This is a genomic window from Actinomadura fulvescens (assembly GCF_039533225.1).
GTDB lineage: Bacteria > Actinomycetota > Actinomycetes > Streptosporangiales > Streptosporangiaceae > Spirillospora > Spirillospora fulvescens.
This window is the reverse complement of sequence record NZ_BAAATD010000014.1, coordinates 23,969-39,665: the sequence shown is the minus strand read 5'-3', so window position 1 is coordinate 39,665 and position 15,697 is coordinate 23,969. Positions and strand designations below refer to the sequence as shown.

The 15,697-nt window shown below is 69.7% G+C and carries 17 protein-coding genes; 10 read left to right on the top strand and 7 right to left on the bottom strand.

Going from position 1 to position 15,697, the window contains the following annotated elements; all coding sequences use genetic code 11:
• Positions 1-3: 3 nt before the first annotated feature.
• Together ABD333_RS38140 and ABD333_RS38135 are read right to left on the bottom strand one after the other, a co-directional pair.
• Positions 4-234 carry a hypothetical protein gene (locus ABD333_RS38140; protein WP_344547474.1) on the bottom strand — a complete coding sequence of 77 codons (231 nt, stop codon included), beginning with the start codon at positions 232-234 and terminating at the stop codon, positions 4-6.
• 149 nt (positions 235-383) lie between these two features.
• Positions 384-1,262 (bottom strand): RNA polymerase sigma-70 factor, encoded by an 879-nt coding sequence (locus ABD333_RS38135; RefSeq protein WP_344547473.1) that lies wholly within the window; start codon positions 1,260-1,262, stop codon positions 384-386.
• A gap of 170 nt (positions 1,263-1,432) precedes the next feature.
• Between ABD333_RS38135 and ABD333_RS38130 the strand changes: the two genes are divergently transcribed.
• Positions 1,433-2,926, top strand: a complete 1,494-nt coding sequence (locus tag ABD333_RS38130; protein ID WP_344547472.1) for an MFS transporter — start codon at positions 1,433-1,435, stop codon at positions 2,924-2,926.
• 71 nt (positions 2,927-2,997) lie between these two features.
• Here the strand turns inward: ABD333_RS38130 and ABD333_RS38125 are convergent, their stop codons facing one another.
• The 3 genes from ABD333_RS38125 to ABD333_RS38115 all read right to left on the bottom strand — a co-directional run bounded on the left by ABD333_RS38125 (position 2,998) and on the right by ABD333_RS38115 (position 4,154).
• Positions 2,998-3,252 (bottom strand): DUF6343 family protein, encoded by a 255-nt coding sequence (locus ABD333_RS38125; protein WP_344547471.1) that lies wholly within the window; start codon positions 3,250-3,252, stop codon positions 2,998-3,000.
• On the bottom strand, positions 3,249-3,653 hold the full coding sequence (locus ABD333_RS38120) for a YbhB/YbcL family Raf kinase inhibitor-like protein (protein ID WP_344547470.1): 405 nt from the start codon (positions 3,651-3,653) through the stop codon (positions 3,249-3,251). Before ABD333_RS38120 ends, ABD333_RS38125 begins: the two co-directional genes overlap by 4 nt.
• A gap of 93 nt (positions 3,654-3,746) precedes the next feature.
• Entirely contained in the window at positions 3,747-4,154 is a 408-nt protein-coding gene (locus ABD333_RS38115) for a hypothetical protein (protein WP_344547469.1), read from the bottom strand.
• Between the two features lie 361 nt (positions 4,155-4,515).
• On the opposite strand from ABD333_RS38115, the gene ABD333_RS38110 reads away from it, so the two are divergent.
• From ABD333_RS38110 to ABD333_RS38100, 3 genes are all read left to right on the top strand, one after another.
• Entirely contained in the window at positions 4,516-5,529 is a 1,014-nt protein-coding gene (locus tag ABD333_RS38110) for a NucA/NucB deoxyribonuclease domain-containing protein (RefSeq protein WP_344547468.1), read from the top strand.
• Between the two features lie 68 nt (positions 5,530-5,597).
• Positions 5,598-6,596: a hypothetical protein gene (locus tag ABD333_RS38105; RefSeq protein ID WP_344547467.1), complete on the top strand. Its 999-nt coding sequence runs from the start codon at positions 5,598-5,600 to the stop codon at positions 6,594-6,596.
• Positions 6,597-6,724: 128 nt separating this feature from the next.
• Positions 6,725-7,912: an aminotransferase class I/II-fold pyridoxal phosphate-dependent enzyme gene (locus ABD333_RS38100; RefSeq protein WP_344547466.1), complete on the top strand. Its 1,188-nt coding sequence runs from the start codon at positions 6,725-6,727 to the stop codon at positions 7,910-7,912.
• Positions 7,913-7,926: 14 nt separating this feature from the next.
• On the opposite strand, the gene ABD333_RS38095 is transcribed toward ABD333_RS38100, so the two are convergent.
• Positions 7,927-9,009, bottom strand: a complete 1,083-nt coding sequence (locus tag ABD333_RS38095; protein WP_344547465.1) for a GNAT family N-acetyltransferase — start codon at positions 9,007-9,009, stop codon at positions 7,927-7,929.
• 176 nt (positions 9,010-9,185) lie between these two features.
• Here ABD333_RS38095 and ABD333_RS38090 point away from each other — a divergent pair, with 176 nt between their 5' ends.
• The 6 genes from ABD333_RS38090 to ABD333_RS38065 all read left to right on the top strand — a co-directional run bounded on the left by ABD333_RS38090 (position 9,186) and on the right by ABD333_RS38065 (position 14,154).
• Positions 9,186-10,160 (top strand): GlxA family transcriptional regulator, encoded by a 975-nt coding sequence (locus ABD333_RS38090; RefSeq protein WP_344547464.1) that lies wholly within the window; start codon positions 9,186-9,188, stop codon positions 10,158-10,160.
• Between the two features lie 61 nt (positions 10,161-10,221).
• Positions 10,222-10,824 (top strand): cysteine hydrolase family protein, encoded by a 603-nt coding sequence (locus ABD333_RS38085; protein WP_344547463.1) that lies wholly within the window; start codon positions 10,222-10,224, stop codon positions 10,822-10,824.
• A gap of 162 nt (positions 10,825-10,986) precedes the next feature.
• Complete coding sequence (locus ABD333_RS38080; protein ID WP_344547462.1) at positions 10,987-12,582, top strand: helix-turn-helix domain-containing protein; 1,596 nt, start codon at positions 10,987-10,989, stop codon at positions 12,580-12,582.
• 224 nt (positions 12,583-12,806) lie between these two features.
• On the top strand, positions 12,807-12,977 hold the full coding sequence (locus tag ABD333_RS38075; RefSeq protein WP_344547461.1) for a hypothetical protein: 171 nt from the start codon (positions 12,807-12,809) through the stop codon (positions 12,975-12,977).
• A gap of 43 nt (positions 12,978-13,020) precedes the next feature.
• Positions 13,021-13,497 carry a hypothetical protein gene (locus ABD333_RS38070; protein WP_344547460.1) on the top strand — a complete coding sequence of 159 codons (477 nt, stop codon included), beginning with the start codon at positions 13,021-13,023 and terminating at the stop codon, positions 13,495-13,497.
• Positions 13,498-13,632: 135 nt separating this feature from the next.
• A complete protein-coding gene (locus ABD333_RS38065) occupies positions 13,633-14,154 on the top strand; it encodes a pyridoxamine 5'-phosphate oxidase family protein (RefSeq protein ID WP_344547459.1) in 522 nt (173 codons plus the stop codon).
• Here the strand turns inward: ABD333_RS38065 and ABD333_RS38060 are convergent.
• Complete coding sequence (locus tag ABD333_RS38060) at positions 14,142-15,653, bottom strand: peptide deformylase (protein WP_344547458.1); 1,512 nt, start codon at positions 15,651-15,653, stop codon at positions 14,142-14,144. The two genes, ABD333_RS38065 and ABD333_RS38060, sit on opposite strands and share 13 nt — an antisense overlap.
• Positions 15,654-15,697 lie beyond the last annotated feature (44 nt).

Here is a 15,697-nt window from a genome sequence, read left to right as displayed (position 1 = left end):
TGGTCAGTCGCCCGGCGCGGGCTTGGTGATCGCGCGGAACGTGCCGCCCTCGTCGAGCTCGCAGACCGCACCACCGGGCGGCAGACGCTCCAGGGCCTGCGCGACCGAGGCCGCACGCTGGCGTTCCAGCGCCACGGCGACACGGCCTCGGGCGAGGATGCGCAGCACGCTCCACATCCCGCCCCCGGCCAGCACTCCGCCCAACGCAAGGGTGAACGCGCCTATGTCGGCCACCTGGGCCTCCTGAATCCCGTTGGAACATCCTCACCCATCAACAGGCGCCAGCAAGGGGATCCGGTGGGGTAGCACCTCGAACTTTCTGCGCGTCCAGCCGGCGGGGGCGCCCGCCGGCCGGCATCAAGCCGGGTTAGCGGGTTAGCGGCCTAGCGGGTTAGGGAGGTTTCTTGTTTTACGCGGGAGAGTTTGGCGGGGTTGCGGACGAAGTAGAGGCCGGTGATGAGGCCGTCGTCGATGCGGACGGCGATGACGGTCACGTGTCCGCTGCCTAGGCGGAGGATCAGGGCGGGGCAGCCGTTGACCTGGACCGGTTCGATCGACGCCTGGCCGCTGACCTTGGGCATGCCGGCGGCCAGCAGGCGCATCACCTTGGCGGCTCCCGTGATGGGCCGCGGCACGGAGTGCGAGAGTCCGCCGCCGTCGGACAGCAGGACGACGTCGGGCGCGAGGATGTCGAAGAGGTCCTGCATGGCGCCGGTTTCGATCGCTCGCCGGAACGCGTCGAGGGCGGCGCGGGTCTCGGCCGGGGACACCACGTCGCGTGGACGGCGCTCGGCGACGTGGGCCCGTGCCCGGTGGGCGATCTGGCGGACGGCGGCGGGGCTCTTGTCGACCGCCTCGGCGATCTCGTCGTAGGGCAGGTCGAACACCTCGCGCAGGACGAAGACGGCCCGTTCGGTCGGGGCGAGCGTCTCCAGCACCAGCAGCATCGCCATCGAGACGCTGTCGGCCAGCTCGACGTCCTCGGCCACGTCCGGCGCGGTCAGCAGAGGCTCGGGCAACCAGGAGCCGACGTAGGACTCCTTGCGGCGGCCGAGCGAACGCAGACGGTCGAGAGCCAGGCGGGTCGCGATCCGCACCAGGTAGGCACGCTGGTCGCGGACGGCGCCGAGATCGACGTCCACCCATCGCAGCCAGGTCTCCTGGAGAACGTCCTCGGCGTCGGCGGCCGACCCGAGCATCTCGTAGGCGACGGTGAACAGCAGGTTGCGGTGGGTGACGAACGCCTCGGTGGCCACCGTCATCGTTTCGTTTCTTTCGACTGCCACACGTACAAGACGACGGTCCCCGCTGTTTTGTGACGCCCGCGGGCAGTGGCATACGTCATGTCACAGGGCTCGGACGGCGGGCGTCTCCATGGTCGTCAGAACGCCGCGTGAGGCGGCAAACGACTGCTAGGAGTGAGGACGAAGTCATGGCGACCACGAAGGCGCAGGCCACGCCGCGCCGCTGGGGCGCGTTGTTCTTCATCGGCTTGGCCCAGCTCATGATCGTTCTGGATGCCACCGTGGTGAACATCGCGCTGCCGTCGGTCCAGCGGGATCTGGGGATCTCCGACGGCGACCGGCAGTGGATCATCACCTCTTACATGCTGGCGTTCGGCAGCCTGCTGTTGCTCGGCGGCCGGATCGCCGACTACACCGGCCGCAAACGGACCTTCCTGATCGCTCTGCTCGGCTTCGCGGGCGCGTCGGCGCTCGGCGGCGCGGCGGGGAACTTCGAGCTGCTGCTGATCGCCCGTGCCTTGCAGGGCGTGTTCGGCGCGCTGCTCGGGCCGTCCGCGTTGTCGCTGCTCACGGTGACGTTCCCGGAGCCGAAGGAACGCGCCAAGGCGTTCGGGATCTGGGGCGCCATCTCGGCGGCGGGCGGCGCGGTCGGGCTGCTGGCCGGCGGGGCGCTGACCCAGTACCTGGACTGGCGCTGGTGCCTGTACATCAACATCCCGATCGCCCTGCTGTCGGCGATCGGCGGGCAGGCGATGCTGACCGAGTCGCGGCGCGAGGGCAAGTCCCGGTTCGACATCCCCGGCGTGCTGCTGGTGACCAGCGGGCTGGTCGCGATCGTGTACGCCACCAGCCGGGCCGAGTCCGACGGGTGGGGCTCGGCGAACGTCATCGGCCTGCTGGCCGCCGGCGCGGCGCTGCTCGCGGCGTTCGGCTTCGTCGAGAGCCGGGTGGCGGAGCCGCTGCTGCCGCCGCGCGTGGTCGCCAGCCGTACCCGTGGCGGCGCCTACCTGGCCGTGGGCCTGGCCGTCATCGGGATGTTCGGGGCGTTCCTCTTCATGACCTTCTACCTCCAGATCGTCAAGGGATTCTCGCCGGTCAAGACGGGTGTGGGCTTCCTGCCGATGGTCACGTCGGTCCTGCTGTCGGCCGGTGGGCTCACCACCCGGCTGCTGCCCAAGGTCGCGCCGCGGGCGCTGATCGTGCCCGGCATGCTCATCAGCTGCGTCGGCATGCTGTGGATGCTCAGGGTGGAGGCCGACACCTCCTACGCGGGCGGCGTCCTGGTCGCCCAGCTCCTGATCGGCTTCGGCGCGGGGCTGATCCTGCCGGTGGCCCTCAACTACTCCACCCACGGCGTCGACGACGGCGACTCGGGCGTGGCCTCGGCCAGCATCAACACCGCGCAGCAGATCGGCGGATCGCTCGGCACCGCGCTGCTCAACACCATCGCCGCCAGCGCGACCGCGGACTACCTGGCCTCGCACGGCCCGAGCCCGGCCACCGCCAGGCAGGCCGTGGTGGAAGGCTTCGCGACCGCCAGCGCCTGGGGCGCGGCGATCATCCTGGTCGGCGCGGTGATCGTCGCCATCCTGATGAACACCCCGCGCCCCGACCAAGACGCCGAGGAAACCGACAGCGCCGAGGACGGCAAGCGTGCCGAACCGTCGTTCGCGCATCCCTAACTACCCGTCCGGCAACGAGACCGCCGCGCCACATGGTCCGGCGGTCTCGGCGCGGAAGGTCACCCGTCCGCTCACGAACGGAGGCGCCGGGAAATGACCAGCAGGTCGATCGCCGAGACCAAGACGATCACGAGGCAGACCACCGCAAGGCTCCAGTTGAGCGCGCCTCCGTTCCGGCTGCCCAGGACGACGAACAGGATCGCCGCGGCGCCCGCCCACACCAGGGCGGTCAGCGACAACACCACCCGCAGCCGCAGCGGGCTGCAGGCGGTCACCGGCTCGTCGCCCGGTGGCTGACGATGGTGGTCCGGGCCCGGCACGTTCACCGGCCGAAGGTGCCGACGAGCGTGCCGCTCGCCACGGCCTTGTCCCGGACCTTCGCCCGCAGGTCGTCGGCGGAGAATCCGTCAGCGAGCCCGGACGGCTCGGACAGGCCGTACAGGCGGAAGAAATAGCGGTGCGTCTCCCCGATCGGCGGCTGCGGGCCTCCGTATCCGGACGTTCCGTAGTCGTTGCGCCCGCTGACCGCATTCGGGACGTTCTGGTCGGCGGCGATCCCGCCGGTGTCCGGTGGGATCGCCGCGAGCGCCCAATGGGTGAACGTGCCGTTCGGAGCATCCGGATCTTCGCAGATCAGGGCAAGCTCGGCGACGTCCTCGGGAACGTCCAGCCACTCCAGGGGAGGCGGGGTGTCTCCGTTCTGATGGGAGTACTCCGCCGGGATCATCGCGTGATCATTGAACGCGGGACTGCGCAGTTCTATCGCTTCCATAGTGCGGTCTTGCCCGCAATTCCGTGTCGTTGCACGTCAGCGCGATGATCACCCAAGAGGACAGCCCCCGAGTACGGACCTGGCCAGCGACACGCCACCGGCGTCGGTGAGCGTTATCTTCACGGTGTAAATGCTGTTGGGCAGGCTCGGAAAGGACGAGCTGGGAGTGCAGTAGCCGGTCGCCCACGTACGGCGCGCGACCGGGTCGCTCTCGCCCGGTCCGATCTCGGAGTAGAGGCCGTTGCTCCAGCGGCCCGTGACCTGGTCCGCGCCCCCTTCCCAGGTGGCCTCGCAGTGAATCCGCCACCGGTTCACGCTGTCCCTGACGCACATGGCGGAGGTGAAGCGCAGCTCTGTCGCGCTCTGCACCGGGGGTGACACCACGGTCATGGCCGAAGCCAGCGCCGTGGTCGCGACCGAGATCGAGAACGTGTTCCGCACGAGTCGCCTGGACATCCGATCTCCCTCCGGATCACTTTTGTGCAGCCCCTCAGTACAACACCCCGGCGAATGAATGGTCCGTTCCACCGGCGACCGGATCGGGTCAGCGCCGGCCGTGGCGCGGCTTCCGCCCGCCTTCTCAGTGATCTCTCGGATCAGGCAGACGGATCATGTCCGCGTTATCCGTAATTGACAGGGTTTGCCACAGACCTCGTTCTTCGCACCAAATGCCGTAATTCACACGATGCTCCCGCGACGTTCTTGATCGTAACGTGCGTATGCCTTTATCCCCCCAGTCACGGAGGTTGACTTGAAACGTCAACGATGGCTCCACAGCACTGCGATCCTGGGCATTTCGGTCGCACTGCTGGCACCTTTGACCACCGGAACCGCCTCGGCCGCCGGCGCGGCCGGCCAGGCGGCGGCCCAGCCGTCCGAGCAGGTCGTGGTCAGCACGTCGCCGGAGGCGCCCGCCGCCGCGGATCAGGGAGCGAGGACGGCGGCGCCCTGCAACGTCTACAACCGGACAGTGCTCTGTTGGAGGACCAAGCTCACCGTCACCGTGATCCGCAACCGCGTGGTGACCGGACGGCTGTACGGAACGATCACGCAGACCATCAACCTCAAGACCACGAGCCGCGCGTTCAGTGAGCGGATCTCGCTGAAGACCGACCGCATCGTCGGCAACGCCGGCGGCATCCGCGCCGGTTTCTCGGTGTCGTGCGGCAGCGGATGCCGGGCCCGCTCCACCGGTGTGAACGGCAAGACGCTGCGCGTCGGTTCCATCATCCGCGGCAAGATCTCCTACTCCGACGGCGTGCGGTTCGGGCGGGTCCACCAGGCCCGCACCCGGTATGTGCTGTCGCCGCTCAAGCCCGGTTACGTCCCCGGCCCGGCCACCTGGCGGTCGCCGATCGACTTCCGGTGCGACGACAGGATGCGGAGGACGAGCACCAGCCGCGGCCCCAAGGCCGGCTGTGTCTTCCCCAGGTTCACGCCGACCCTCACCACCATGCGGAGCCTGCGCTTCATCGCACCGAACATCCGCACGTGGCAGCGTCGCGGCGCGCCCAAGGTGCTGCACCGCAACAACTTCCTGACCGCCGCCAACCGTCGCGCGGTCTGCGGCCGGGCGACGCTTCCTCCGGGATGGCGGCCCCCGGCGGGCTGGCCTCTGCCCGCGACCGGGAACAACAGGCCCAGCTGTGACGAGTACGCCTTCGCCGGCACGAACGAGGGCGGTGCCAGGCGCGGTAACGGCTACGGCTGGGTGCCTCTCCGGGAGAACAACAGCCAGGGTGGTCGCATCGCCACGTTCTTCAACCAGCAACGTGTCCTGAACGCGACGTCGGCCCGTACCCGCGGCGACGCCTTCCGCGTCTCCGTCTGACGTTTCCTATGAACGGGGCGGAGCGACGGACTCCGCCCCGTTCACCTTCGTAGGCGAGGATGAAAGACGTGGACAACGAAAAGGTCGTCTACAGCGGCCTGGTGAAGCCCGACCATCACCAGTACTGGCTGCGTGACGATGTCGAGTGGGACGCCGAGACGCTGCACGACAACGAGATCCCTGGGGCGTTCCCGCTCGTCGCGCTCGACGCGAGCGGGCACATGGCCGCCGTGCTGACCGGGATGTACGGCTTCGACCTCCCGCTGACCGTCGAGGTCTGGAGCCGCCGCCCCGAGCCGGACCTGACCGGCTGGGAAGAGGCGATCGAGTTCAGCCTGACGCTCGGGCAGGACGCCTACGTCGAGTCGCTCTTCTCCGATTCCGGCCTCGACCTGCGCCTTCCCGAGGACGGCAGCTACCGGGTCCGCCTCCACGCCACCGGCCGCCAAGCCGCCACCGAACGCCAGCACATCTCGGTCGAGCAGGGCGACGAACTCGTCGAGAAGCACCTGATCCAACTCTGGGTCGCGCCCTCGGCCCCGCCCGAGTGGCTGAAGGAGCTCAGTGAGCCGTCCTGGGAACCCGATTCCTCCCTGCCCAGGACCGACTTCTACGCCGAGACCACTGACGGCCAGTACTGGCTCACCGACTACACCACCGGCCAGCAGTCGGCCGACGTCACCGGCCGCGGAAACGGCGTCGTCCTCCCCCAGCGAAACGGCAACATGGCGGCAATCTTCACCTCGGAGCCCGAGAGCATCGTCGAGGTCGTTCTGGACGTCCTCCACCACGAGCCGGCGCCCGAGCCCGGCGGCTGGGACGCGATCACCGAGGTCAGCATGGTCTTCACCGGCCCCGACATCGGCTGCAACTTCCTGGAGGACGCCTCCAGCCCCGCCGGTTACCAGGAACTGCCCGCCGCCGAGGACGAGTCCCGCACCTACCGCGTCCGCGTCTCGGTGAAGCGCCGCCACGAACTCGCCGGCCACACCGATCCCCGGCACGCCGAACGGCACCTGATCCAGATCTGGCCCGCACCCGAAGGCCCCGACAAGACCTGGAAGTAGGGGGCGGCGCTAGCCGGTTGGACACACCTGTCCGTACTCGGACACCTCTCCCGTGACCACTCGCCGTGGTTGGGCAACTACTTGTTGAGGTTGCTCGTGGCGGTCGTCCCAGTGCGCGGGAGGCTTTCGTGGCAGGTGAGGTCTCAGGTGACATGTTCGCCAAGTGCCGTGACTGGCGACTCATGGACGAAGCGGTCGCGATGGGCGTCTATCCCTACTACCGGCCGATCGAGATGCCGGCCGGTGCGGGCGAGGTGGTGGTCGGCGGACGGCGGGTGGTCATGGCCGGGTCCAGTGATTACCTGGCGCTGTCGGGCGATGCGCGGGTGCGGGCGGCGGCCGTCGCCGCGATCGAACGGCTGGGCGTGGGGACCGGGGGGTCACGCCTGACCAACGGCACGCTGGCCCTGCACGAGGAGCTCGAAGGACGGCTGGCGCGGTTCCTGGGCCATGAGGCGGCCATGGTGGTCACCACCGGCTTCCAGGCCAACCTGGCGTTGAGCGCGCTGTTCGGCCCGGCGGACGAGGTGCTGGCCGACGGGCACGTGCACGCCTCACTGATCGACGCGGCGCGTCAGGGGCGGGCGCGGTTGCGGCGCTTCCGGCACAACGACCTGGGCCATCTGGCGCGCCTGCTGGAACGCGGCCAGGCGGACGCGGGCCGTCTGGTCCTCAGCGAGGGGCTGTTCTCGGCGACCGGGGACGTGTGCGACCTGCCGGGCATCGTGAAGCTGGCCGAGCGGCACCGCGTTCGCCTCTGCCTGGACATCGCCCACGACGTGGGGGTGCTGGGCGCCGGCGGCCGCGGTGCCGCGGAACGCTTCGGCCTGCAGTCGGCGGTGGACGTGTACACCGTGGCGTTCTCCAAAGGTCTGGGCGGCCTCGGCGGTGCGATCACCGGCCCCGAACCGGTCATCAACTACCTGCGGCATCATGCGCGGGCGATGCTGTTCAGCACGTCCCTGCCACCGGCGAGCGCCGCCGCCGCGCTGGCCGGGCTGGGCATCATCGAGGCCGAGCCCGAACGCCGCCGCCGGGTGCTGGCCCATGCGGCCCGCCTCAGCACCGAGCTGGCCGCCCTGGGCCTGGCCGGCGTCGGCCCGGGCGACACCCCGATCATCGCCGTGCCGGTGGGCGACGCCGTGCGCTGCATGCGGCTGTGCTCCACGTTGCTGGACGAAGGGGTCTTCACGCTGGCGATGATCCCGCCGAGCGTTCCCGAGGGCAGGTCGCTGATCCGCCTGACGGTCACCGCCGCTCACACCGACGACCACATCGACCGCATCCTGGACGCGTTCGCCGTCGTCTGCGGCTGATCGGCTCTGCGCCGTCAGCACAGGTCGCGGTGCCAGAGGCGGTGCACTTTGGTACGCCGGCAGCCGAAGCGCTCGAAGGCGCGGTTGAGGTGGTGGTTGTCCTCCAAGGTCCAGGAGATCTCCACGCTGCGCAGCCCGGCCTGGCGCGCCGCGGCCTCCAGGCGCGCCAGCAGGAGCGCCTCGACTCCGCGCAGCCGGTGCTCGGGCAGGACTCCCATCAGCAGGAAGCGCCCATGGTCGATCCGGCGGGCCGCGCGCAGAATCCGCAGCAGCCCCGTGCCCGGCAAGGCCCCACGGGCGGCGGCCAAGGCGCGGTTCACGTCCGGAACGCCCAGCGCCGTCCCCGCAGGCCGCCCCCCGACCTCGGCTATCAGCAGGAACTCCGGCCGCAGCCAGGGCCGCAGCCGGAGCGCCAGCTCGTCGAACTCCCGGTCGCTGAACGGCTGGAATCCCCAGTTGGCGCCGAGCGAGAGATTGACCAGCGTGCGCACCCGTTCGAGTTCGGCCCGGAAGTCGCTCAGATCCACGTGCCGCACGGTGACGCCGCCACGTTCGGCCCGGGCGGCGATCCGGCCGACGCTGGCCGGGAAGCGGCTGCCCTCGGCCATCCACTCCCACGAATACAGGTCCTTGGCCTTGGTGAGCCCGCATCCTCGCAGCAGCGCCTGATGGTAGGGCGGGTTGTAGGCGGTCAGCAGGGCCGGTGGGAGGTGGAAGCCCTCCATCAGCGTGCCGCACTCGTCGTTGGTGGTGAGGTTGACCGGCCCGAGCATCGAGCTCAGCCCGCGCTCCCCCAGCCACTCCCCGGCCGCGCGGAACAGCGCACGGGCAGCCGCCAGATCGTCGACGCACTCGAACTGGCCGAAGAACCCTTCGCACGGGTGGCGCCGGTTGTGGATCGCGGCGATCCGGCCGAGCACCGTCCGCCCGCGCCGCGCCACGAACAACCCCACGTCCCCGTACTCGAAGAACCGGTTGCGGCGCCGGTCCAGCAACCGCCGGCAGTCACCGCGCCGCGGCGGCACCCAGCAGGCGTCATCGCGATACAACCGGTAGGGCACCTCGATGAACGCCGACAGGGCGATGGGTCCCGTCACCGGGGACACCACCACCTCCGGGCGGGAGTCACGACACGTTCGAACGTCGGCCACAGCATCTGCCTCACCAACGCCCACCCGGACCAAACGTCACCATAAGTGCACTCTCCGTAATGGCCGGAACTGACAGAACCACGTCGTGGCGGTCACTCGGGTGCAGCGGTGACAATGGGTACATGTCCGCCCCGCACCGTGTCGTCGTCGCCGTGTTCCCCGATGTCGATCTCCTTGATGTCACCGGACCCGCCGAAGTGTTCGCCATCGCGAACCGCGAGATGTCCGGCCAGACGCCCTACCAGGTGTCGCTGGCCGGGCCCGACGGCGGGCAGGTGCGCACCAGCGCCGGGGTGCGGCTCGCCACCGACCTGACCTTCGGCGAGGTCGGAGACCGCGTCGACACCCTCGTGGTGCCCGGCGCGGTCGACTCCGGCGGCGCACCGGTGATCGATCCGGACCTGGTCGCCTGGATCACGGCCACCGCCCCGCACGCCCGCCGGGTCGCCTCGGTGTGCGTCGGCGCCCACCTGCTGGCCGCCGCGGGGCTGCTGGCGGGCCGTACGGCGACCACCCACTGGGCCACGGCCGACCGGCTGGCCGCCGACCACCCCGACGTCACCGTGGACCCCGACCCGATCTACGTACGGTCGGGGAACGTGTGGACCGGCGCGGGCATCAGCGCGTGCATGGACCTCGCGCTCGCCCTGGTCGCCGAGGACCACGGTGAACGGCTCGCGCTGGCGGTCGCCCGGCAGCTCGTGATGTACCTCAAGCGGCAGGGCGGCCAGAGCCAGTTCAGCGTCCCGCTGTGGCAGGCCCCGGCCGAACGCCGCGACCTCGACGAACTGCGGGCCTGGATCACCGCGAACCCGGCCGCCGACCTGACGGCGGCGGCGCTCGCCGAACGGATGTGCCTGAGCGAGCGGCACTTCACCCGGGTCTTCGGCAAGGAGACCGGCACGACCCCGGCGGCGTACGTCGAGGCCGCGCGGGTGGAGGCTGCGCGGCGCCTGCTGGAGGGCACCGACGAGCCGCTGGAACGCGTCGCCGCGGAGTGCGGCCTGCGATCGGTGGAGACGCTGCACCGGGCGTTCAGGCGGCGGCTCGGTACGACCCCGGCGGCCTACCGGCGGCGGTTCCGCACCGCCGCCTGACCCCTCTCCCCTGCTCCCGGCCGGTCCGGCCGGTGCTTCACCCTGCCAAAAGGAGACTGAAATGACCGTTTCGACGACCCTGCGTGACGTGATCGGCCTGGACGGCTCGCTGCCGTCGCTGTCGACCGCGACGCTGATCATGATCGACTTCCAGAACACCTACCGCACCGGCGTCATGGCCCTGCCCGGCGCCGACCCCGCCCTGGACGCCGCCGCCCGCCTGCTCGAACGCGCCCGCGCCGCCGGAACGCCGGTGGTGCACGTCATCAACGACGGCGGCGAGGGCAGCCCGTACGACATCCGGGCCGAGATCGGACGGATCGAGACCCGCGCCGCACCCCGGGATGGCGAGCCGGTCGTGGTGAAGGGCTTCCCGAACGCCTTCCACGAGACCGACCTGCTCGACGTGCTGCGCCGCCTGAACGCCGGGCCGGACCTGGTGCTGGCGGGCTTCATGACCCACATGTGCGTGCAGTTCACCGCCCAGGGCGCGTTCAACCTCGGCTACCGTCCCACCGTCGTGGCCGAGGCCTGCGCGACCCGTCCGCTGGCGGCCCCAAATGGCACACCGGTCCAGGCGGACGCCCTCCACACCGCAGCCCTGACCACGATCGGGGATCTCTTCGGCACCATCGCCCCCCACGTAACCGACGTCCCCGCCTGAACCGCACGTCTGCCTCCGCCGTCTCCTGGACGGCGGAGGCACCATGCGGACACATGGCGACAGGTAGGGACACCAACGCGGACAGGCGGACTCAAAGGCCCTGCACAGCCGCACCCTTCGAGCCAACAATGGAAAGGACCTCACCCCCCACGTCGAGCAAAGGTGCCGACGATGAGCGACCAGCAACCGACCACGCCCAAGCCGCCGCCGCCTTGGGCCATCCGCCTCCGCGCAGAACGCGAATCACGTGGCTGGGGCAGACGCGAGATGGCCCGGCAACTCCTGACGACCATCAGCGCACCCCATGAAGAACGCCGTATCCGGTCACTGACACGGCAGCTGCGGCAATGGGAACTGGGCGTGAACTTCCCCCGTGACTGGTCCGCCTGGATCGCCCAAGCGCTCGACATCGACGAAGGCGAGCTGTTCGGCGTCACGCGCACCCAGCCGTCCTTCGGCACGATGATGTGCCGTCACATGGCGCAGCGCGGCATCCGCTTCACCGGCCTTGCCCGAGATCTCGGCTACGACGTCGGTGAACTGGCCAAGATCTCCCACGACATCACCCCGCCGCCCCCCGAACTCGCCGAACGCCTCGACGCGCTCCTAGGCGCGAACGGCGAGCTCGCAGCGCTGGCACCCGCCGAGCTGCCCTCGTCGTATCGATCTGACTTGCCAGCGGTTAGCGTGGAGCAAAGGACCCCCATCGAAGAATGGGAGGACGACGTGGAACGCCGCGCCGCACTCCAGCTCCTCGCCGCACTCGGCACCGGGGCCGCCGTGTCACCGGGCACCCTCGGGGAGGCGCTCCAGCGCCTGATGGACCTCACCATGACCGCCGCACCCCGCGACCTCGATGCCTGGCACCTGGCCTGTGACGACCATCTCCACGCGCTGCGCACCAGGCCACCCGTCCAAGCCCGTCAAGACCTGGTGATCGATCTCGTCTCGCTCGGACGCCAGATCGAGACCGCCGACGCCGCAGATCTCACCGAACTACAGCGGGTCAAGGCCGCCCTGGCGACCCTGCACGCCAACGTGTTGACCAGACTCGGCGACCACGGAGCCGCCATCCGCTGGTGGCGCACCGCCAAGGACGCCGCCGACGCAACCGGCGACCTCGAACTACAGCTGGGGATACGCTCCACCGAAGCCGGATACGCGAGGTACGGGCAGAGGAGCCCGACGACCGTGCTCCGCCTCACCCAAGACGCGCAACGGATCGCAGGCGACAAGCCCTCGCTTGGCCGAGCCCTTGTGGTGTGCTCAGACGCGAAGGCGCTCAGCACGGTCGGCAGGCACTCGGACGCCAAGCAGACGCTCCGTGCCTCCGAAGACCTCTTTGCCGCCGCCGGAACGCCGTGCGACATCATGCCGGGCTACTGGAATGGCGGTCAGCCTCAATACGCTGAACTCGTAGTCTTTGCGGCTGCGGGAGATACGGACAAAGTAGACGCGGCACTGGGTGAGGCCAGAGCCGTATTCGACCGGAATACGGACCACCTGTATGCGGCTCTGATTCGGCTTCAAGGCGCGCTGTGCACCGTCGTAAACGGCGGGACAGATCAGGGCATGCGGCAGGCTGCGACGGTGCTCGACTCGCTTCCGGCGTCCCACCGGAGCCACATCATTACCGAGACCGGCAACACCGTGGTTCGGGCCGTACCGCGCGATCAGCGGCAGCGGCCCGCCGTACGGGAGTTCCGCGAGCTACTGGCCAAGACCGCGCCCAAGCCCGCATTGACCGCCGCCACCTGACCCGGCCGCTTGACCGTTGCGCCCCGGCCGTTCCTCCATGGGCATACCGGCGGAGGGACCCCGTCGTGCAACCAAGAACGCGACGCGCGTCGCCGCGCTCATGCTGAGTGGCGCGGAGGAATGCGGCAGCGGCACGGGCGACGGTTCAGCAACGCCTGTACCACCGGATCGATGAGGCTCCCCGCGCTGAGCATGTCGGCGGGGAGTCGATCGCGTGGGCACGGGTGGCCACGCTGTGCAAGGAACGCCAGCTACGGCACTCGGTGCATGTCGCGCTGTGCCGCCAAGACGACGCGGCCGGATGGTGCACCTACGTCCGGGCCCAACTGCGATACCCGTTCTGGCTGTTCCGGCTCCGCAGCCGGGCACACCGCATCCGCCAACGCTTCAACTGACCAGGCGCCTGCCGCCTTTTGAGTGCGGCGAGGTGCGCCACGCGTGGCGCAGATGGCGTCAGCGGGTTACGGTGCCGCCCGGCTCGTCCTCGATCGTCGCGAGCGTGGTCTTCAGGCCGTCGGGATCGAGGAGGCGGGCGTCGATGAGCGGGGATCCGTCGTGGAGGAGCGGGATTCCGTAGGTCTTGAGCGCGTGCTCGACGAGCCAGGGTTGCTGGAGGTTCTTGAACTCCCGCCAATGGATCGGGAGCTGCTCTCCGAGGTGATCATGGCGGGGTGTGTGAAGGGGTGGACCGGCCATCTCCCCGCGCGCAGCAGCGGCGGCGCCGTGGTCTCCAGCGACAGCAGCGTGATCGCGTTCACGATCGCGGGCGGCGCGATGCCGTCATCGGCGTACCGCAGTGCTGGCCGGGCGTCCGGGCCGAGCCACGGCAGCTTGTCAGTGATGTGGGCGTTGGCCGCCGCGACGGCCTCGGTCTCCTCGGGTGACCTTGGCGCGACGGCTGCGCCGTGGTCCTGACGTCGGGTAAAGCCGTTCGCACCCCCCGCTGACGAATGGTCCGGCGATGTGTCGATGCGCGCCCAGCGCCGTTCGTCTAGAGGCAAGGCCTCCAACAGAGGCGGAGAACTTGCACCCACGTGAAAGAGGACCGTCATGCACGCCGACGAAGAACTCACCTCAATCCCGGTCCCGCGCAGCCTGGCCGAGCGGCGGGCCTATGCTCGGGACCGGCTCGAAACCGGCTTCCAGATGTGGCTGGCCACCGGCAGCGACGGCCATGGTGCGCATCTGATCCCCGTGGCCTATGCCTGGGACGGCTCGGCCCTGTATACCGCGACCTTTGTTAAGAGCCGCACTGTCGCCAACATCAAGGCCCACCCCCAAGCGCGGGTCGCTCTCGGCGACACCGCCAACGTCATCATGATCGACACCAGTGCGTCGCTTATGGACGTCCCCGACATCGGCGCCGGCATCGCCGAGCACTACGCCAGAGTCTCCACAGACCCCCGTACCTACCCGGAGGGCACGTTCGTCTACCTACGCCTGCAACCCAGGCGCATCCAGGTCTGGAACGGCTTTCACGAATTCGTTGGGCGCACGGTCATGCGGGACGGTCGATGGCTAGATAACCCAGTCGACTGGCATGCTGTCCGGCCGGAAAGTCACCGTGGATAGGTCCAGGCGCGGCCGGTGTCGCGGTACTCGTGCACTCCGATGGGCCGCTGCCCGTCGCGCATGCGGTCGGTGTAGATCCGTCCGCCCAGGTGGTCGACCTCGTGGCCGACCAGCCGCGCCAAGCCGTCGCGGAACGTGGTGATGGTCTTGGCTCCGTCCAGGCCGGTGTGCTCGACCTCGAGGCTGCGGGCGCGCGGGACCAGGCCGCGCACGTCGAAAAAACTCAGGCATCCCTCGTACTGCTCATCGACGTCGCCTGACTCGCTGATCACACGGGGGTTGAACAGCACGATCGGATCGGCGTCATCGTCCGGCGGCTGAACGATCGCGGCGGCACGCGGCACGCCGATCTGCGGCGCGGCCAGCCCCATGCCCTTGCCGAAGACATGGTGTTCGCGGACGCGCTGCATGGCGGCCAGTAGCTCGTCGATCAGGTCATGGGCGGTGTCGGCTTCGGCAGGCAGGTCGAAGCCGGTGGCGGGCTGGGACAGGATCGCATCGCCCAACTGGACGATGCCGCAGGCCTTCATCCGGTCGCTGGCCAGCCGCAGATCCGGCGCCTGCTCATCGTCGCCGCGCCCGCTGAAACGCCACTCCAGCCGGTAGCGGGCGTTGAGCGGCGGATCGGCGGTCGACCAGTCGAAGATGTCATGCCCTTGCTCGTCGCCGTCGCCGACGCGCTGGGTGATGGGGGTGTGCAGCGCGACGGCCTCTGCGGTGGTGGACGTCTCGGTGCCCCACACGGTGGCGGCCAGGCCGACAGGGAACACCAGCCGCACCGACAGGTTCAGCGTCGGCAACCGCACCGCCCGCTGGAACCAGCGGCCCCACTGGGTGTCGGTGACGCGGTAGCGGTACTCCAGCGTGGCGCGCTGGCCGGGATAGAGCGGAAACCGCCCACGCGCGTTCTCCAAGCACAGCCACACCTCCTTGAACGAGTCGCGATCCAGCTTCGGCTGCCAGTCCATCGGCTCCCCGTCGCAGGTGGCGGTCAGGCCGAGCGCGTCGAAGGTGAGCGGATGCTGCCGATACAGCCGATTGGAGGCCTCCGGGTCGCCCGGGTACCGGTCGACCGAGATCCGCACCAGGTAGCGCGTGACCGGGTCCGGGCCGGTGTTGACGATGGTGCGCCGCATCATCGCCGTGTAGGTCTGGCCGTCGTAGCGCAGCTCCGCCTGGTCGACCTCGACGACCAGTCCGCCCTGGCCGCGGGACGTCACCGCAGCGGCCGGTGCGGCCGTGCTGTCGGCCCGCCATATCTGCCAAAGCTCACCGCCGGCCCCCAGCACCTGGTCGGCGACGCGGGCGACGTCGGCCGAGGCGGGGTGCCGACCTGCTTCGATGTGGGACACGTACGTGCGGTCGTAGCCCATCGCGGTGGCCAACGCCTGCTTGGTCATCCGGCGCCGCGTCCGCCAGGAGGTCAACGCCGCACCGAAACCACCGGCCTCGTCTCCGTGCTCGGTGCCGTTGCGGGCTGGCGCGCCGGTGTCTGCCACGACAGCAGGACCTTCCGTGAGGTCACGTGAATCGCGTGAATGAA